11 protein-coding genes, 7 tRNA genes and 2 rRNA genes are annotated in these 18,693 nt (G+C 52.8%); 3 read left to right on the top strand and 17 right to left on the bottom strand.

Annotated elements, in window-relative coordinates:
- Positions 1–89: 89 nt before the first annotated feature.
- The 5 genes from NSU18_RS27125 to NSU18_RS27105 form a co-directional block, all read right to left on the bottom strand.
- The gene (locus NSU18_RS27125) at positions 90–1,637 is read right to left on the bottom strand and encodes an ABC transporter substrate-binding protein (RefSeq protein ID WP_341017262.1); all 1,548 of its coding nucleotides are present in this window, start codon (positions 1,635–1,637) and stop codon (positions 90–92) included.
- Between the two features lie 38 nt (positions 1,638–1,675).
- Positions 1,676–2,560 (bottom strand): carbohydrate ABC transporter permease, encoded by an 885-nt coding sequence (locus NSU18_RS27120; protein WP_036690583.1) that lies wholly within the window; start codon positions 2,558–2,560, stop codon positions 1,676–1,678.
- A gap of 15 nt (positions 2,561–2,575) precedes the next feature.
- On the bottom strand, positions 2,576–3,562 hold the full coding sequence (locus tag NSU18_RS27115) for an ABC transporter permease (RefSeq protein WP_341150513.1): 987 nt from the start codon (positions 3,560–3,562) through the stop codon (positions 2,576–2,578).
- A gap of 271 nt (positions 3,563–3,833) precedes the next feature.
- Positions 3,834–6,143: a helix-turn-helix domain-containing protein gene (locus NSU18_RS27110; protein WP_341150512.1), complete on the bottom strand. Its 2,310-nt coding sequence runs from the start codon at positions 6,141–6,143 to the stop codon at positions 3,834–3,836.
- 33 nt (positions 6,144–6,176) lie between these two features.
- On the bottom strand, positions 6,177–6,923 hold the full coding sequence (locus NSU18_RS27105) for an SGNH/GDSL hydrolase family protein (protein ID WP_341150511.1): 747 nt from the start codon (positions 6,921–6,923) through the stop codon (positions 6,177–6,179).
- A gap of 133 nt (positions 6,924–7,056) precedes the next feature.
- On the opposite strand from NSU18_RS27105, the gene NSU18_RS27100 reads away from it, so the two are divergent.
- Positions 7,057–7,923: an AraC family transcriptional regulator gene (locus NSU18_RS27100; protein WP_341017257.1), complete on the top strand. Its 867-nt coding sequence runs from the start codon at positions 7,057–7,059 to the stop codon at positions 7,921–7,923.
- Positions 7,924–7,942: 19 nt separating this feature from the next.
- Here the strand turns inward: NSU18_RS27100 and NSU18_RS27095 are convergent, their stop codons facing one another.
- Positions 7,943–8,854, bottom strand: coding sequence for an AraC family transcriptional regulator (locus tag NSU18_RS27095; RefSeq protein WP_341150510.1), 912 nt, complete (start codon positions 8,852–8,854; stop codon positions 7,943–7,945).
- 132 nt (positions 8,855–8,986) lie between these two features.
- Between NSU18_RS27095 and NSU18_RS27090 the strand changes: the two genes are divergently transcribed.
- A complete protein-coding gene (locus NSU18_RS27090; protein WP_341150509.1) occupies positions 8,987–10,978 on the top strand; it encodes a beta-galactosidase trimerization domain-containing protein in 1,992 nt (663 codons plus the stop codon).
- A gap of 6 nt (positions 10,979–10,984) precedes the next feature.
- Here the strand turns inward: NSU18_RS27090 and NSU18_RS27085 are convergent, their stop codons facing one another.
- Positions 10,985–11,869, bottom strand: coding sequence for a LysR family transcriptional regulator (locus tag NSU18_RS27085; RefSeq protein WP_341150508.1), 885 nt, complete (start codon positions 11,867–11,869; stop codon positions 10,985–10,987).
- Positions 11,870–12,010: 141 nt separating this feature from the next.
- On the opposite strand from NSU18_RS27085, the gene NSU18_RS27080 reads away from it, so the two are divergent.
- The gene (locus NSU18_RS27080) at positions 12,011–12,958 is read left to right on the top strand and encodes an NAD(P)-dependent oxidoreductase (protein WP_341150507.1); all 948 of its coding nucleotides are present in this window, start codon (positions 12,011–12,013) and stop codon (positions 12,956–12,958) included.
- A gap of 408 nt (positions 12,959–13,366) precedes the next feature.
- Here the strand turns inward: NSU18_RS27080 and NSU18_RS27075 are convergent.
- From NSU18_RS27075 to NSU18_RS27030, 10 genes are all read right to left on the bottom strand, one after another.
- Positions 13,367–13,445 (bottom strand) — tRNA-Leu (locus tag NSU18_RS27075).
- An 86-nt stretch (positions 13,446–13,531) separates the two neighbouring features.
- A tRNA-Arg gene (locus NSU18_RS27070) sits at positions 13,532–13,608 on the bottom strand.
- A 6-nt stretch (positions 13,609–13,614) separates the two neighbouring features.
- Positions 13,615–13,689: transfer RNA gene (locus NSU18_RS27065), tRNA-Gly, on the bottom strand.
- Positions 13,690–13,752: 63 nt separating this feature from the next.
- A tRNA-Asp gene (locus tag NSU18_RS27060) sits at positions 13,753–13,830 on the bottom strand.
- A 76-nt stretch (positions 13,831–13,906) separates the two neighbouring features.
- Positions 13,907–13,980: transfer RNA gene (locus NSU18_RS27055), tRNA-Met, on the bottom strand.
- 40 nt (positions 13,981–14,020) lie between these two features.
- A tRNA-Val gene (locus NSU18_RS27050) sits at positions 14,021–14,096 on the bottom strand.
- 72 nt (positions 14,097–14,168) lie between these two features.
- A tRNA-Glu gene (locus NSU18_RS27045) sits at positions 14,169–14,243 on the bottom strand.
- Positions 14,244–14,669: 426 nt separating this feature from the next.
- Complete coding sequence (locus NSU18_RS27040) at positions 14,670–14,933, bottom strand: hypothetical protein (RefSeq protein WP_341150506.1); 264 nt, start codon at positions 14,931–14,933, stop codon at positions 14,670–14,672.
- Positions 14,934–15,156: 223 nt separating this feature from the next.
- Positions 15,157–15,273: ribosomal RNA gene (gene rrf / locus NSU18_RS27035) — 5S ribosomal RNA — on the bottom strand.
- A gap of 147 nt (positions 15,274–15,420) precedes the next feature.
- A 23S ribosomal RNA gene (locus NSU18_RS27030) occupies positions 15,421–18,349 on the bottom strand.
- Positions 18,350–18,693: the final 344 nt, after the last annotated feature.

The raw sequence follows: 18,693 nt of genomic DNA, 5'->3' as shown, positions 1-18,693 counted from the left end.
GCCAGCTTAAGCCTGGCGAAGTCCCTCATGAGCAGCAGGTTTCTTTCGGTTCTCCTCAGCCGTGCAGATCTATTCTGTTTCCTTACACCTTATTTCTTCAGACCTTTATCCTTCAGGAATTGTTCAAACTGCTTAGTAACCTCAGCCACATACTTCTCTTCGCCCGCTTCCTTCAGCTTGCCATAGAGGGTAGGCCAGGTTTCTTCAAAATCAAGCGTACCGGTCACAAGTCCCCGCTTATATTCCCCCCACACCGCATTCAGATTGGCGATTTCGGTATTCACCGGCTCGGAATTGAACTTGAAGGCACCGACCGGGTTCACCTCTGAATCGGAATTGATCTTCTTGGTCTCTTCCCATACATTCTCCGGCTGTCCTTCCTTCAGGTAGGAGTTGAATACGCTGCCGAACACCCAGTCCATATTCGGCAGGTAGCGGGAATCCGCTTTGGCCTTGATGTACTCTCCCTCTGCCTTATCATAATGCTCACCGGCAATCCCGTTACAGAGCAGATTGTACAGCTCCTTGTCGGTATTCACCAGATTCAGGAACATCATCGCGCGCTCCGGATTAGGGGCGGTACGGCTGATCGATTGGTTGGTGGTAGCCGAATAACCGTTGGAGAACCAGTCGCTGAGCGGTACAGTGATGACGTCATTGCCGCCGTTTTTGGCCTTCACCTCAGCCTCAACGCCCGGCTTCAGCGTCACGTTGAAATCGACTGCAAGCTGGCCTTTGGCGAGGTAATCATTCGCTTTTTCAGTAGCGGCATCCTTGTAAATATAGCCATCCTTATACCACTTGCTGGCCAGCCGGAAATTGTCCAGTTCTTCTTCCGGGTACCGCTGGAGCGTATAGGAAGGATCATCTGTCTTAATATAGAAATGGTCATCCAGACCCGGAACTACCCAGTACTTGTCGTCATGCGACTGCGGATTGATGAAGGAAGTGCCGAATACGCCAAACGGAATGATATCCTTCTCGTTCTGCTTAATCTGGGCCAGGAACGGCTCGATGTCTGCGATTTTTTTGATGGAAGCGGTGTCAAGTTTATACTTGTCAGCGAAGCGCTTCTGGATGATGAAGCCGTACCGGGAACCGTTAATCTGCTGGTTCGGAATGCCGTAGATCTCCCCGTCCACCGAGAGGCCATCCCACATCACCTGCGGCACCTCCTTCTTCAGCTCCGGCGCATACTCCTCAAGCAGCTTATCCAGCGGCTGGATCGCACCCTTGCGCACCAGCTCCTCCGGCTTCAGCATATAACCGGTCCAGAGAATATCGAACTTCTCGCCCGCTGCAAGCACGGTGTTCATCTTCTGCACGTAATCCCCAATCGCTACAGGCATCAGCTTGACGGTGGCGTTAATCTTGGCCTTCGTAAGCTTGTTTACTTCCTCCTGCACTTTATCCTGATCGGCCTGAAGCTGGGACAGCGGATAGTACCAGGTCAATTCTACCGGCTTCAGCCCGCTTGCATTTCCCGATTCAGGAGCCGCACTTTGCGCGGCATCCGTTCCGCCGCCTTCCGTACCTTTCCCGGCATTCGTGCCGCCATTATTGTTGCCCCCGCAGCCTGACAGCACAGATGCAGCCAGCATTACAGATGCCAATACGCCAACCAGCCCTTTTTTCATGTGAGTGACCTCCTGTACTTTGTACATGTAATTGTATGTTAACCCTTTAGGGAGCCAACCGTAAGCCCTTTGACGAAAAACCGCTGAAAAAACGGGAAGATGACCAGCATCGGTCCGCCGGCCAGTACCGCAATCGCCATCCGGGCCGAGCTGTTCGGAAAACTCGACAGATCAATGCCAAGCTGCCCGGTGAATTCCGAGTTCGTCGTCAGAAACTCAATACTGTTCAGCGTCCGCACCAGCAGCAGCTGCAGCGGCACCTTGTTCGGATCGTCAATGTACAGCATCGCGTTGAACCATTCGTTCCAGTAGGTGAAGGAGATCAGCAGACCCAGCGTCGCCAGCGCCGGAGTGGACAGCGGCAGGATGATCCGGAAGAAAATGCGGAACTCCCGCGCCCCGTCGATTTTGGCCGACTCAATGATCTCCAGCGGAATTTTGGACATGAAGCCCTTCATGACCATAATGTTGAACGGCGACAGCAGAATCGGCAGAATCAGCGCCAGCAGGCTATCCTTCAAATGCAGGTATTGCGTAATTAGGATGTACGAGGGAACAAGTCCCCCGCTGAACAGCATGGTGAAAAATACATAGAACGTCGTCGCCCGGTTATACCGGTAATCCTGCCTTGAAATCACGTAGGCGGTCATCGCGGTCAGCAGCAGTCCGGCCAGCGCGCCGATAATCGTCACCGTGAACGTAACGCCATAAGCCCGGAGCAGAATATCAGGAGCGTCCAGCAGATAGCGGTAGGCATCCAGACTGAAGGATGAAGGAATGAACTGGTACCCGTTCTCGGTCAGCGACTTCTCATCCGTCAGCGAGACCACGATGACCAGCAGGAATGGCAGAATCACCACCAGCGACAGCACGATAAACAGCAGATTAATGAACAGCTTCGAGAATTCAAATTTTTTGCCCACGCTTCGGGCACCTCCTTACCAAAGGGAATTATCGGGATCGACCTTGCGCACAATTCCGTTAGCCGTCAGTACCAGCACCAGACCGACAACCGACTGATAGAACCCGGTAGCCGCAGACATGCTCACATTGCCGACCTCACGCAGCGCACGGTACACATAAGTATCAATGATATCCGTAGAGCCATAGAGAAAACCGGAGTTATTCGGGATGAAATAATGCAGGCCGAAATCCCCGCGGAACATATTGCCGATCGACAGAATCAGCATAATAATAATGATTGGGGCCATCAGCGGGATCGTGATTTTGAAGGCCATTTGCCGCTTGGTTGCCCCGTCGATCCGCGCCGCCTCGTAATACTCACTGTTAATGCCAATAATGCCCGCAAAATAAATCAGCGTGTTGAACCCCACCACTTTCCACAATTGAACCAGAATCAGAATGACCGGCCATGGTCCGGGGTTCTGATACCAGCTCACCGGATTCAGCCCGAAGGATTCCAGCGTGCGGTTGATGAAGCCGTCCGAGTGGTTCAAGAAGGCATAAGCCACATAACCTACCAGCACCCATGACAGAAAATGGGGCAGAAACAAGGCCGTCTGATAGAACTTGCTCCACTTAGCCTTAATCTCATTCATCAGAATAGCCAGCAGCAGCGCCGCTGAGGTGCCAATCAGAATATAGGCGGTGTTATACAGGACGGTATTCCGGGTAATCCGCCACGCCGTGTCCGTAGTGAACAAATACCGGAAGTTGTCCAGCCCTACCCATTTACTGCCGAAGATCCCAAGATCATACCGGTAATTCTTGAAGGCGATAATCAGACCAATCATCGGAATATACGCGAAAATCAATTTGTACAGCAATCCCGGCAGCGAGAGCAGGAACAGCTCCCGGTTGCTTTTGAAATGAGTCAGCTCCCTTCGGAGCCAGGATTTTCTGCGCGTGGCCGGCAGCGCTCCTGAACTTGCCTGCTGTTCCGCCAGCGGAACCTTATTCAACATAACCTTGAGCCCCTTCCTTTCCTTCCTTAGCTGCAGCTGTGTGCCTATTGTCCCAGGCTTTGCACGACTAACAATAGCGCAGAATCAGGCCGCTGCGTTACTGTACAATTGCAAGAATGCTGTAAAGCCGGGCTGTATTGTTGCCAGATTCCTGTCTAGCGGGAAGCAGACTCCAGCGCGGCACAGCAAAAAGCCCGCCAAATGAATAGTGCTCATGTAGCGGACCCTGCTTTACGTATTGGACGCTGCTTGACCCATTTGGGTAAAGGAATCATCTGCTGCGGTCAATGGCTGATTTCAGGCGGTACTCCTTCGGCGTGGTGCCATAGCAGCGCTTGAACAGGCGGTAAAAATAACTCTCGTTCCCGAACCCGACCTTCTCCATAATCTCTGTTACGGTGAAGTCCTCTTGCTCCAGGTACTTCTTGGCACTGGCCAGCCGGGCGGCGTTGATCTGATCCACCACGCTCGTGCCTTCCTGCGCCTTGAACACCTGGCCCAGATAGACCGGACTCATCTTGAGCATATCGGCAATCCGCTTCACATTCAGGTCAGGATCGGCGTAATGCCTGTCAATAATCTCCTTCACCGTGTCCGCGAGCAGCCGGTTCTTGTCCTCGCGCCCGCTCCGGCGCTGCCCGGCGACTTCCCGCACCACCTCCAGCAGGACCGTCTCCATCTCATCCAGCGTCTCCTTCTCCAGAATCCGGCGGTTGATCGCCTGCAGGTTAAGCGAGACCGGATTGACACTCCGGCTGTTCATCTCGGCTAGCGTCTGGCTCAGAGTCACGGCCAGATGAAGCACCGCAGAATACATATTCTCATAGCTGAAGCCGCCAAGCAGCGCTCTCCACTTGCGGATCGTCTGCTCAGTCTCGGCCAGATCCCCGCCCTTCAGCCCTTCCGTCAGCTGCCGCTCCAGCTCCTGCGGAATACGCAGCGCTTCATTCTCTTCATTCGCCCGGAGCATTTCAGGCTCCAGCACTGCTCCTTTGCCGTAGATCATCCGGTAATTGGCATGGCGCTGCGCCAGATTATAATGCGCCGTGATGCTGCGGTAATCCGTGAAGACCTCGCTTAGCGTGACTGTAAAAGTAATATGATAATAGTTGCCGATCGTCTGCTGGAGCTCCCTGAACCGCTCCTCCAGCTTCGCCAGCTCCCCGTCCGCACTCCCGGCAATGAAGACCAGATGCCCGCTCTTCATATCTGCAGCTTCACAGGAGCCCTGAAGGCGCAATAATTCCTGTCCGATGTTGGAGATGGCGAAGTACAGCAGCGATTCCATCGGCAGTCCCGGCTCTGCCGCCAGCCCCTGCAGGTTGTCGATCTGCACGAGCGCCAGCCGGAGCGGAGACGGATGGGCAATATCGATGCCGTGCTGCTCCCTAAGCTGCAGGAAGGACTGCTCATCCAGACTATGGCTTGAAGCGATCAGGCTGCGGAGCTGATAGAGCTTGGCAATATTGGACTGCGAGGCCCGCTCCAGCTCCAGCCCCTTCAGCTTGCTGATCATCTCCGTAAGGTTGGCTGCAATTAGTGACAGCTCATCCTTAGCCTGCGGCGCACCCCGCACATCGCCTGGAACCAGAGTCAGCAGCTGGCCTACCGGCTTATACAGCCGCACCGCGAAGAACACGGACAACAGCACGGCCAGCAGAACAACAGACAGCGTGACCGCGATCTCCGTCCATTTCATCTGCCGGACACTGCCCAGCACCACATCATAATCCTGCATGCTGATAATCTGCCAGTTGTTCAGGGCTTTGCTCAGATAAGTCACTTTATATTTCCTGCCGTCATGACTGTAGTTGAAGGAATCCAGCGGTCTGCCCGAAGCACTGATCCGCGGCAGCAGCTCTCCCTTCAGGTTAAGCCCTTCAGGAACCTGCCCGCCGGTTGCGATCAGCACCTCACCGTCGGTATCGGTCACGAATAACACATCATTCTGCCGTTCCGCTACTTGGTTAAGCGCTTTCATATTATCAAGCATCCATCCCGGCTTGACCGTGAGGATCAGCACATTGTCATTGATTGAACCCAAGGTATCCCCGTCATACAGGAAGAAGGCAAAGACATCAATCCCCCCGCCCTTGCCGTCCAAGTCGAGCGGAATGAGCTGGAGCTTCGGCAGATCTGCCCGGGAATCCATATAGTTCTGCAAGGAGCTGTACAGAAGACTATTGTTAATCTCATGATTCAGCGACGAGAAGAACCGGTGCTGGGCCCCATTATAAAAGACGGCCGCATGCAGATACGGTGAGGCTGCGACCGTATGATTCAGCCGCTCAATCTTGAGGATGCTCTGCCTGTAATCCGCGCCGGACTTCAGCGCCAGCAGCTCCTCGTCATTGTACAGGGAGACCGCCAGATCTTTTACAATTCCGTTCATGTTCTCGATATTGTAATTGATCTGGGTCAGCAGCTTGCGGTCCGCTTCATTCTGGAGGCTGAGCACCTTGCTGCGGGCACCCGAGTTCATCAGCAGCGAAGCCACAGCCAGAATGGCGACAACAAGCATAAAACTGAGTAGGATCCGCTGCAAGTATTTACGCGAACGGATCGTCTGCAGTACGTTCATGTGATCCCTCTCCCGGCTCTTAAGGTGTCCTTACTATAATCCCGCGCCAAAATACTTGTCAATCTGCAGTTCCGGCTCCCCGCCGGACAATTCCCGAAGCAGCGTCCGTGCGATCACCCGGTGCCCCGGGGTGTCCGGATGGATACCGTCGCCATATCTGTAAGCGGTGTTCTGCGAGCGCTCATGCCGGATCAGCTCCAGCAGCGGTGTGCGCAGATCGATTACTTTGTCCGCAGGGCAGCCCCCGGACAGCAGCCAGTCCGCATAACGTTTCAGCACCTGATCGTAGTCCCTGTATGGCGCAAGATAACTGAAGTCCGCCGCGTCTGTGGGCTGTAGCTCCCCCGTCATGGAACGGGCATCGAACGGCGGAGGTGTCATGAGTACGATCCCGGCTCCTGCTTCACGGATCCGGGTGCTGAGTGCCAGCATACCCGCCTGATAAGCGGCGAACCGCTCTTCCGAGAAGGGATGATAGATCCCGTCATTCATGCCATAGCAGGCTATAACCACATCTGGAGCAGCCTCCGCCAGCTCTCTGGCCAGCCGCTCATGCACGCAAGGGCGCGGATTGGGATGCGCCGCTTCGCTCAGACCCGAGACCGTCTCGCTGGGAACACCGGATGGAATCAGCTCGGCGGTCCATTCCGGCCGGTGCGTGTTCAGCCATTCCCGGATCAACCTTATATATTGTCCGTCAGCAGTAATGCTGTCCCCGAGGAACAGTATCCGGGGATTTCTGTTATTCTGTGTAATTCTATCCTTAAGTATATTCCGCATTCTTTGCCCTCCTGACCTTGGCACAGGTCTCACTGCCGGCCACAGCCGGGCCGGTACACCCGCCACCCTAATGGTAGCGCCGCCGGCACCTTTGCGCCTTGACGATCCCGACCTTCTTTAGCATAATATGGCCATGACTACCAAAATCCTAGCGCGGGATATCGGCCTTGAGCCGGGTTTTACCTTTCGAATCCAGAAATGCCCGCTGACCCATGATTACTACGTCCACAGCCATGATTTCTCTGAGCTTGTCGTTATTCTGTCGGGACACGCCATACACATCATTGAAGGGAGAGAGGTGCCGGTTAAGGCCGGACAGGTTTTTCTAATCCACAGCAACGTTTCCCACGGCTACAAGAATGTTGACGGAATTGAATACGTGAATGTGATGTTCCAGCCGGAGCAGCTGCTCCAGCAGTCCGAGCTGAGGCTCCTGCCCGGCTTTCAGGCCTTATTCTATATTGAGCCGTTCTACCGGAAGGAGATGTATTTCAAGGGGATGCTCTCGCTGGAAGCGGGACAGCTCCGGGAAGCTACACGGCTGCTGGATGAGATTCTTGAGGAGCATGACCGGCAGCCTGAGGGCTACCGGCTGATGATCCGTACCTATTTCACCGCTCTGGTAGGCATGCTCTCCCGCTATTATCAGAACAGCAGCAGTCATGAGGATAACAAGGCGCTGCGGATCGGGGAGACCGTCACCTACATCGAAGAACACTTCCTGCAGCCGATCACGCTGCAATCCATGGCAGACCGGGCCTATATGTCCACCCGCCAGTTCCTGCGGGTCTTCACCCGCAACTACCAGACCACCCCTATGGATTATGTCATCCGTAAGCGGCTGGATTATTCCTGCACCCTGCTGCGCAGCCCGGGTCTGAGCATCTCACAGGTGGCGATGGACAGCGGCTTCCATGACCAGAATTATTACTCCCGCCAGTTCCGCAAGGTATTTAACTGTAGTCCCAGCCAATACCGCGAGCGGATGCTGGGTTCCTGACGGCTTCACGGCCGGGTGCTCAGCCCTCCCCCGGACCGTTCACGGCAGCAGCCTCATCCCGCTGGCGCAGCCGCTGCCGATAGGCTCCGGGGGTTACTCCGAATCTGGCGCTGAACAGCCGGGCCATATAATTGGGGTCCTGAATGCCTACCCGTTCGGCAATTTCCGAGATGCCAAGCACCGTACCCCCCAGCAGCTTCTTCGCTTCTTCCAGCCGCAGGTGCAGCACATACTGCAGCGGCGTGGTGCCGATATGCTGCTTCATGCATCTGGTAATGTAATCAGCCTGGAAATGCAGCTCCTCCGCAAGCCCCGCCAGATGAAACGGCTCCCGCCAATGCTCCGCCAGATAGGCTGCGGCCGCCCGGGCCAGCCGGACCGCCGGCTCCGGCGGCTGAGCTGTACGCTCACATTCCGCCTGAAGCGCCGCCAGCAGCCCGGCCAGCAGCAGATGAAGCCGCATGGCATTCTCTGCGCTGAGCCGGTTATGAAGCTCGTTCATCTCCTGCAGGATCGGCTCCAGCCCCCCCAGATCAACGGCTGTGAACTTCGGCAGATATAGCCGCTGCTGTACCGAAGGCTCCTCATCCTCCACCGTTCCCTTTGCCAGTAGTGTAGACCAGGGGATATCCCCGCGCCGGATATACGCCGGTTCAGGAGCGTGAATGAAATGCACCCAGTAAATCTCCGTATCCTCCTCACAGGCACGGTATCCGTCATGCGGTAATCCAGCCTCAAGCAGCAGCACCATCCCCGGCCCCACCGCATATTCCTTATCCGATTCCATCATATAGAGCGTCCCCCGCTTGACCAGCAGCAGATCATATACATTGAAGGTGCGGGCGAAATGCCGGTCCCCCGGCGACCAGACGGCATGCCCTACCGTGACAAACTGCGGCAGCGGCGGAATCGGAAACTCCAGGCACAGCATGCTCTCCCCCTCCTCTCCAAAGTCGGTTTTGTGCTATTCCAAGTCTATATTATCACTGGCTGATCCCGCAATAAAGAGGTACAGTGACTGGGAATCTTCTTTTCATTCCATTCCATAAGGGGTTGTGTATCCATGCGTTTTCGTCAGGTTCATCTTGATTTCCATACCTCAGAAGCCATTCCCGGCATTGGCCGGGAGTTCTCCAGAGCCCAGTTCCAGTCCATGCTGCGTACAGGTCATGTAGACTCGGTCACCGTATTCTCCAAATGCCATCACGGCTGGGCCTATCACCCCAGTGAAGCCAATGAGATGCACCCTGAGCTCACCTTCGATTTGCTGGGTGAGATGATTGAGGCTGCCCATGAGATCGGAGTCCGTACACCCGTGTATTTATCGGCCGGCCTGGACGAGAAGCTCGCCCGCCGCCACCCGGAGTGGCTGATCCGTGACGCCGAGGACCGGACCCGGTGGGTGAAGGATTTCATGACACCGGGTTACCACGAGTTCTGTATGAACACCCCTTATCTGGATATTCTGCTGGCTCAAATCCATGAGGCGGCTTCCCGCTACGATGCCGATGGTATCTTCCTGGATATCGTTGGTTGCCGTAAATGCCGCTGCCAATATTGCGTCGCCGCTCTGCGGGCTGCGGGCCAGGACCCCCGGGATGAAGCCGCCGTCATCGCCCTCGGGGAGCAGACTTACCTCCACTATGCCCGCCGTGTGCGGGAGACTCTGGATGCCGTGAAGCCCGGACTTCCCGTCTACCACAACAACGGCCATCAGCAGCGGGGACGCCGTGACCTTGTACAGGTCAACAGCCATCTGGAGCTGGAGTCCCTGCCCACCGGCGGCTGGGGTTATGATCATTTCCCGCTGTCCGCACGCTACGCCCAGACGCTGGGCATGGAATTTCTCGGCATGACCGGCAAATTCCATACCTCCTGGGGAGAGTTCGGCGGCTATAAGCATCCGAACGCGCTGCGGTTTGAAACTGCGCTTAGCCTGGCTCACGGTGCCAGATGCTCCATCGGTGACCAGCTCCATCCCTCCGGCCTGATGGATGAAGCGACTTACGCCCTGATCGGCGCTGCCTACAGCGAGGTAGAGGCGAAGGAGGAATGGTGCAGCGGGGCCACTGCTGTGGCCGATATTGCCGTCTTATCGCTGGAAGCGGCACGGGAGGCCTGTCCCGGCGGGCAGGCACGCAAGGGAGAGCGTAATCTGGCTGACGCGGGAGCAGTGCGGATGCTGACCGAAGGGCATTACCTGTATGATATCGTAGATACATTCAGCGATTTGAGCGCGTACAAGGTGCTGATTCTCCCGGATGAGGTATCTGTATGGCCTGAGCTGGCCGATGCCATAGTGAACTTCACGGCTGGTGGCGGCAAGGTGCTGGCTACCGGACGCTCAGGATTGAATCTGGCCGGGGATGCCTTTGCCCTGGACCTGGGAATCACCTGGCTTGGAGAGAACTCGTATCAACCTGCGTATTTCAAGCCCTATTTCACTCCCGGTGCGCTATTGCCTGCCTCTTTTGTCATGTACGGTGAAGGGCAGCTAATTGAATTACAGGAAGGCCGAGGAGAAGCACTCGGACATCTGGAGAACCCTTATTTTAATCGTGACGTCTTCACCTTCTGTTCCCACCAGCATACCCCGGGCGCCATGGCGAACAATGGTCCAGGGATGGCCGAGAGCAGCAGCGGCATCTATATCGCCTGGAAGGTATTCAGCGAGTACGCCGAAGCCGGCTCACTTATCCTGAAGGAGCTGGTACTGCATGCCCTATCGCGGCTGCTGCCTCAGCCGTCACTGCGTACGAATCTGCCGGCCCGCGGCATAACGACCCTGCAGTATCAGCAGGCAGAGCAGCGTTATGTCAATCATCTGCTTTATGCCGCGCCTGCCCTGAAGGGCCGGATTGAAGTCATCGAGGACCTCGTGCCGCTCCATGATATTACCGTCAGCCTGCGGCTCCCGTCTCCCGGCCCCGTCCACAGGGTCTATCTGGCCCCGTCCATGACAGAGCTGCCGTTCACGTTCAGTGAGGATGGCGAGATTACCTATACCCTTCCTTACCTGGAGAATCACCAGATGGTAGTGGTTGAGCTGGTGTAGATCAGGTCACTGGACTCCAAATGTATCTCGCAGATAGTGATCAAGAATCTGAAGGGGCTCCTGTAACGCCTGGTTGGGAAACTTATGAGTGACCTTATAGCCTACTCTGGGGGGCACTGACACCGCCAGCTTCTGAAGAACAAATTCTCCCATACCCATCATATGGACGCCAATCGAAGCAGGCACAATCGTCCATTGTCTGTCATTCGTCAAAAAAGTAGTGATGAGTCCCGCTGAGTCCAGATGTACACGGGAAGGACACAGCGGGTCCCACCACTGGTCATGCCTGAATTGAAACTCCCGATTCCAATTGACGAGGACCTCATGCTCTGCCGCCAATTCTTCCATTTCCACCGTATCTCCAGCCAGCCGCCCTGGTGCAGCTAAACGCAACAGCACCATTTCTTCAGTGAAAAATGGTTGAACAGTAACGCTAGGCGATACAATTTCCCGTACCACAAACGCCACATCCATCTCACGCCGTTCAATACTGTCAAAGGCCTCCTGAGTATGCTGCGTACGAATCTGCAATCGGATGGAAGGAGTGTGCTGATTAAGCATTCTATATACCGGAGGCAAGACGAAGTGGCTTATACTTTCGGCAGCGCTTATGGCCAGACTTAACTGCGAACCATTCGCCTTTAAAATTTGAGTTTCCCTCCAGAGCGCCTCCCATCTTTCCGCAATACTAAAAAAGTTCTCCCCTTTTGGGGTCAGGCTGATTTTGGCTGCCCCTTTTCTCCGCTCCACCAACAGGCCGCCCATCCCCTGCTCTAATATCTTTAACCGGTAGCTTACCGTTGCTTGTGACAGGTGCAGCAGTTCAGCCGCTTTACTTATACTCCCAGTCCGTACGATAGCTAAAAACGCTTCTATCCCAGGAAAATACATCGAATACCTCCTCAATATATAGAAAATATTAATATAGTTCACAAAATATTTGCGTTTTACAGCATTATTCTTTATGTCTAAAATTATCATTAACACAGACAAGGGGTCAAATAGTCCAGGTTAGGAAAAGGTGGTTTAGCCATGAAGGTTCTCATCGTTGGTCATTTTAACGAAACTGCACAATCAAAGATTGCCGGACATCTTCCGCAAGACTGGAACGTTGTCATTGTCCCGCCCGGACAAGAGATGCTGCATCATATTGAAGATTGTCAGGTCCTCATCCCTGAACATATCCAAGTGGACCTTAGCCTGCTCGCTAACGCCAAAAAATTAAAATTAGTACAGACAGGTGCAGGTTATGATAATGTCGATATCCCTGCCTGTACAGAGCTCGGCATTTGGGTGGCCAATGCGGCAGGAGTGAATGCACAGGCCGTGGCCGAGCACGTAATGGCACTAATGCTGGCTTATTATAAAAACATACCGTTTCTTGATCATTTCATGAAAACCCGGATGGATGAACACCACTTGGAGTACACAGGGAGTGAACTAGAGGGCAAAACCATTGGGATTATCGGGCTAGGGGCTATCGGAAAGAAAGTCGCTGCATTTTGCAGCGCTTTTGATATGAAGGTGATAGCTTATGCGCGAAAGACAGTAGTACAGGCCGACGGTTTGGTAACAATGACGGATCTCGATACTCTTCTAAGCACATCGGACATCGTCAGTGTACATGTACCCTTGACTGAGCAGACCAAGCACCTGATCAACCAGACAGCATTTCAGAAAATGAAAAGTAGCGCTCTGTTCATCAACACGGCCCGCGGCGGGATTGTTAACCAGACAGATTTGATAGATGCCTTAACAACCGGAGTTATTTCCGGCGCCTGCCTGGATGTGTATGAATCCGAACCGCTTCCCTCAGATAGTGAGTTACGCACACTGGGTAATGTGGTCCTTACTCCCCATACCGCAGGAATGCCTGACGGCCGGAAATTCCACCAAAAAAGATATGATTTCTTCATCAAAAATATAAAGCGTGTACAAAACGGGGAAGAGCCTGAAAGCAGGCTAAATCAGTTAGTATAGTTGCGGTATATTAAAAATAGAATAAATCACCCTAAGGACTGCTTGTATCGCATTGTTGCACACTTTGCAGGATTCCTCTAAAAATGTCACGGGCTTCGGTAGATTGTTGCATCATTTGCAGGAATTCCGGTGTTTAGTGTAACTTAATGCTGGCATTGTTGCGTTTCATGCAGAATTTTCACCATTGTTTGCTTCGATTGAGTAGAAATCCTGCACTTCTGGCAGTATTTCTATACAATGTTACGGGCTCCGGAGCATGGGGCCTCCCCCTCTTCGCAGCAGTACCGATTGTATTCAAATTTCAGCATACATGTGGCCGCTTATCCCCAACAAAAGAAAATTATACTTTCCTAAATACTAAAAAAGCTTATGACATTGTACAAAATACAATGTCATAAGCTTTTTTAGTACCGGCGAGAGGACTCGAACCTCCACGGTTTCCCACTCGATTTTGAGTCGAGCGCGTCTGCCATTCCGCCACGCCGGCTTAATATTATATATACCCACTATGGATAATTAAATTTTAGATCGTTCGAATCTGAAGGATACTTTGATAAATCAGAGAAGTATTAATGGCGCGCCCTGAGAGATTCGAACTCCCGACCTTTTGATTCGTAGTCAAACGCTCTATCCAGCTGAGCTAAGGGCGCAAAATATGGAGCGGACGACGGGAATCGAACCCGCGACCCTCGCCTTGGCAAGGCGATGCTCTACCGCTGAGCCACGTCCGCACACGGTATGTATTCAACTGCTTCAACGAACCCAGGGAATTCTCATTCCTTAAGCCATTAAAATGGCGGAACCGACGGGATTCGAACCCGCGATCTCCTGCGTGACAGGCAGGCATGTTAGGCCAACTACACCACGGTTCCAAGGTAAAAGGGTTTGGGGCCCCCGTAAAGTATTCGGAATATGCTACAGAGCACATCTTCACTTTGTGGGGATTAATTGCGGGGGCAGGATTTGAACCTGCGGCCTTCGGGTTATGAGCCCGACGAGCTACCGGGCTGCTCCACCCCGCGTCAGTAATAAAATATTCTCTTCTGGCTTGCAAAGTCTGCATGGTGGAGGCTGAGGGGTTCGAACCCCCGACCCTCTGCTTGTAAGGCAGATGCTCTCCCAGCTGAGCTAAGCCTCCATCGAAGAAGCAACTTAATGATCATAACACATATCCATAAGATATACAACCATTAATTTATCAAGATAAATGTGGTGACTCGTATGGGATTCGAACCCATGTTACCTCCGTGAAAGGGAGGTGTCTTAACCCCTTGACCAACGAGCCAGATAAGTAAACAATCTTTCGACAACAAAAGATATTATATCAAATATATGAGAATAGTGCAATAGGAAACAACATTATTAATAGAAAACTAATGAGCTTCTAGTTCAACTTCAATGCTAACCTGAACAGACGATTCACGCTCTCACTGTCCTAATCCTGTGTTTCTATCATAGCTATAATAATCTCAGCAACCTGTGAAATCGACTTATACTCCGTATCCACATGATGTTCGAAGACCTTGTTCTTAAGCCCTTTAAGACATCTCTGCATCTGTAGAGCAGCCCAGGAGTCCTCTGCCTTCTCCACGGCTCTTAAGTCTGTCAAGCAGGGTCTCAGGTGAAGCAAACAACGTAAAATGACGAACTTGCCGGCCATCCCTTCTTAGTCTACCCACTATCTCCATAAAATAGTCCGGATCCACTAGAGTCATAGGTACAATAATCGTTCCTTCATACTCTGAATAAATGCATTTAAGCATCGAATAGGTAAACTCACGCCACAGATAGTGATTTTGGAAATCATCCTCTGCCATTTCAGCAGGAATATTATCACGGATATAATACCTGCATTCTCCGGGTCGAATACATAAGAATCTGGAATTCTCCTGTGGAGCTCAGCCGCCGTCTGAGTCTTCCCCGAACCAAAGGTTCCATTCAGCCAAATAATCACACCTGCACCTCTTTCATACATATATCCCTCCACCTTGTTGTACTAAATACAACTTGGCTTCCCCGAAACCATTGCACAACCAATCAGCTCATAACCCCATCCTGAGTGTATCAAGTTACGCCTGTTACAGAAATAGCCAATAGCTCCATATTCCCTAAGGTGGAAGTTAAGATAAATGATAATATGTAGGTTCAGCTTACCCACAACAAAAAACCACCATTGATAATCAACAGTGGTCTTAAGTGCTTGGCAACGTCCTACTCTCCCAGGACCCTTCGGTCCAAGTACCATCGGCGCTGGAGGGCTTAACGGTCGTGTTCGGGATGGGTACGTGTGGAACCCCTCCGCTATCGCCACCAAACGGGCATTTGAATATCAAATGCTATTATTCAGGTCTCAGCATCGCCAAATGCTGAAAACAAATTTTCTTTACCGAGCTACTTGAGCTCCATAAATTACAATTTGATTCCTGAAAACTGAATCCGAAACGAATCTGCGTGATCGAAATTTGGATAAGCCCTCGACCGATTAGTATTGGTCAGCTCCATGCATTGCTGCACTTCCACCTCCAACCTATCTACCTCGTCGTCTTCAAGGGGTCTTACATGTTGGGAAATCTCATCTTGAGGGGGGCTTCACGCTTAGATGCTTTCAGCGCTTATCCCGTCCGTACGTAGCTACTCAGCCATGCTCCTGGCGGAACAACTGATGCACCAGCGGTACGTCCATCCCGGTCCTCTCGTACTAAGGACAGCTCCTCTCAAATTTCCTGCGCCCACGACAGATAGGGACCGAACTGTCTCACGACGTTCTGAACCCAGCTCGCGTACCGCTTTAATGGGCGAACAGCCCAACCCTTGGGACCTACTTCAGCCCCAGGATGCGATGAGCCGACATCGAGGTGCCAAACCTCCCCGTCGATGTGGACTCTTGGGGGAGATAAGCCTGTTATCCCCAGGGTAGCTTTTATCCGTTGAGCGATGGCCCTTCCATGCGGTACCACCGGATCACTAAGTCCGACTTTCGTCCCTGCTCGACTTGTAGGTCTCGCAGTCAAGCTCCCTTATGCCTTTGCACTCTGCGAATGATTTCCAACCATTCTGAGGGAACCTTTGAACGCCTCCGTTACTCTTTAGGAGGCGACCGCCCCAGTCAAACTGCCCGCCTGACACGGTCCCCGTACCGGGTTACGGTACTAGGTTAGAACCTAGATACGATCAGGGTGGTATCCCAACGGCGCCTCCACAGAAGCTTGCGCTCCTGCTTCAACGGCTCCCACCTATCCTGTACAGATCGTACCCAAATTCAATATCAAGCTGCAGTAAAGCTCCATGGGGTCTTTCCGTCTTGTCGCGGGTAACCTGCATCTTCACAGGTATTAAAATTTCACCGGATCTCTCGTTGAGACAGCGCCCAAGTCGTTACGCCATTCGTGCGGGTCAGAATTTACCTGACAAGGAATTTCGCTACCTTAGGACCGTTATAGTTACGGCCGCCGTTTACTGGGGCTTCGGTTCACAGCTTCGGACTTGCGTCCTAACCGCTCCCCTTAACCTTCCAGCACCGGGCAGGCGTCAGCCCGTATACTTCGCCTTACGGCTTCGCACAGACCTGTGTTTTTGCTAAACAGTCGCTTGGGCCTTTTCACTGCGGCCCCCTCGGGCTATTCACCCTACCGAGGCACCCCTTCTCCCGAAGTTACGGGGTCATTTTGCCGAGTTCCTTAACGAGAGTTCTTCCGCGCGCCTTAGAATTCTCTTCTCGCCTACCTGTGTCGGTTTGCGGTACGGGCACCTTCTCCTGACTAGAGGCTTTTCTTGGCAGTGTGAGATCATGACCTTCGCTACTGTAATTTTCGCTCCCCATCACAGCCCAGCCTTCACGGTGTGCGGATTTGCCTGCACACCAGCCTCACTGCTTAGACGGACATCCATCAGTCCGCGTCACTACCCTCCTGCGTCACCCCATCGCTCATAGCGGATTACGGTGGTACAGTAATTTCAAACTGTTGTCCTTCGACTACGCCTGTCGGCCTCGCCTTAGGTCCCGACTTACCCTGAGCGGACGAGCCTTCCTCAGGAAACCTTGGGCTTTCGGCGGATCAGATTCTCACTGATCTTTTCGTTACTCATACCGGCATTCTCACTTGTATGCTGTCCAGCGCTCCTTACGGTACACCTTCAACCCACATACAACGCTCCCCTACCCCAGATGCAAAGCATCTAGCCATAGCTTCGGTGGTGTGTTTAGCCCCGTTACATTTTCGGCGCAGAGTCACTCGACCAGTGAGCTATTACGCACTCTTTCAATGGTGGCTGCTTCTAAGCCAACATCCTGGTTGTCTGTGCAACTCCACATCCTTTCCCACTTAACACACACTTGGGGACCTTAGCTGATGGTCTGGGCTGTTTCCCTTTTGACAATGGATCTTAGCACTCACTGTCTGACTCCCGGCAAGAAGTAAATGGCATTCGGAGTTTGACTGAGCTTGGTAACCCTTGCGGGCCCCGCACCCAATCAGTGCTCTACCTCCACCACTCCATTCACCGAGGCTAGCCCTAAAGCTATTTCGGGGAGAACCAGCTATCTCCGAGTTCGATTGGAATTTCTCCGCTACCCCCACCTCATCCCCGCATTTTTCAACATGCGTGGGTTCGGGCCTCCAGTGCGTGTTACCGCACCTTCACCCTGGACAGGGGTAGATCACACGGTTTCGGGTCTACGTCCACATACTCATTCGCCCTATTCAGACTCGCTTTCGCTGCGGCTCCGGCTTCTCACCTTAACCTTGCATGTTAAACGTAACTCGCCGGTTCATTCTACAAAAGGCACGCCATCATCCATAAAGAGGACTCTGACTTTTTGTAAGCACACGGTTTCAGGTTCTATTTCACTCCCCTTCCGGGGTGCTTTTCACCTTTCCCTCACGGTACTGTTTCACTATCGGTCGCCAGGTAGTATTTAGCCTTAGCAGATGGTCCTGCTGGATTCATACGGGGTTTCACGTGCCCCGCACTACTCGGGATCCGTCTCGGAGAGAATACCATTTCGGCTACAGGGCTTTTACCTCTATCGCGGGCCTTTCCAGACCTCTTCGCCTACCGTATTCCTTTGTAACTCCATGTGAGACGTCCCACAACCCCAAGAGGCAAGCCTCTTGGTTTAGGCTGTTCCGCGTTCGCTCGCCGCTACTGACGGAATCACTATTGTTTTCTCTTCCTCAGGGTACTTAGATGTTTCAGTTCCCCTGGTCTGCCTCTGCGTATCCTATGTATTCAGATACGAGTAACTGCGAATTACCACAGCTGGGTTTCCCCATTCGGACACCCCCGGATCAAAGCTTGCTTACAGCTCCCCGAGGCAGTTTCGTTGTTCGCCACGTCCTTCGTCGGCTCCTGGCGCCTAGGCATCCTCCGTGTGCTCTTAGTAGCTTAACCAAATCGCTCCGGTATTGGCTTATTCGCTCATCTTGTTTTGAATAGCGCAACCGGATTACTCCGCCTGCTAGAATATTCAAAGCCAAAAGTCCCTCATAATCCAAAACCATCGCTCAGTATCGCTAAAAACTTCAAAACTTGTTTACACAAGTTCAGCTTAAAGGAATGTTCTAAAACGCAAATTCGTTTCGGTATCCAGTTTTCAAGGATCAAGTTGTAGTCTGAAACGTTTAACGGCACTTTCGTGATCGTCCAAACCTTTCAGAAACTGAGAGCTTAAACTCTCAAAACTGACCAACGAGTGAGTAACTAGCCGACCGGCTAGATTTAAAATTTGAATGTCT

The sequence above is a fragment of the Paenibacillus sp. FSL H8-0048 genome, assembly GCF_038002825.1.
Taxonomy (GTDB): domain Bacteria; phylum Bacillota; class Bacilli; order Paenibacillales; family Paenibacillaceae; genus Paenibacillus_AQ.
The sequence above is the reverse complement of the archived record's forward strand: the minus strand, read 5'-3'. Positions and strand labels throughout refer to the sequence as shown.

What these genes read in the sequence shown, in the direction of transcription:
- NSU18_RS27125 (WP_341017262.1), bottom strand. Translation starts at nt 1,637, where the DNA reads ATGAAAAAAGGGCTGGTTGGCGTATTGGCATCTGTAATGCTGGCTGCA.
- NSU18_RS27115 (WP_341150513.1), bottom strand. Translation starts at nt 3,562, where the DNA reads ATGTTGAATAAGGTTCCGCTGGCGGAACAGCAGGCAAGTTCAGGAGCG.
- NSU18_RS27110 (WP_341150512.1), bottom strand. Translation starts at nt 6,143, where the DNA reads ATGAACGTACTGCAGACGATCCGTTCGCGTAAATACTTGCAGCGGATC.
- NSU18_RS27105 (WP_341150511.1), bottom strand. Translation starts at nt 6,923, where the DNA reads ATGCGGAATATACTTAAGGATAGAATTACACAGAATAACAGAAATCCC.
- NSU18_RS27100 (WP_341017257.1), top strand. Translation starts at nt 7,057, where the DNA reads ATGACTACCAAAATCCTAGCGCGGGATATCGGCCTTGAGCCGGGTTTT.
- NSU18_RS27095 (WP_341150510.1), bottom strand. Translation starts at nt 8,854, where the DNA reads ATGCTGTGCCTGGAGTTTCCGATTCCGCCGCTGCCGCAGTTTGTCACG.
- NSU18_RS27090 (WP_341150509.1), top strand. Translation starts at nt 8,987, where the DNA reads ATGCGTTTTCGTCAGGTTCATCTTGATTTCCATACCTCAGAAGCCATT.
- NSU18_RS27085 (WP_341150508.1), bottom strand. Translation starts at nt 11,869, where the DNA reads ATGTATTTTCCTGGGATAGAAGCGTTTTTAGCTATCGTACGGACTGGG.
- NSU18_RS27080 (WP_341150507.1), top strand. Translation starts at nt 12,011, where the DNA reads ATGAAGGTTCTCATCGTTGGTCATTTTAACGAAACTGCACAATCAAAG.
- NSU18_RS27040 (WP_341150506.1), bottom strand. Translation starts at nt 14,933, where the DNA reads ATGTATGAAAGAGGTGCAGGTGTGATTATTTGGCTGAATGGAACCTTT.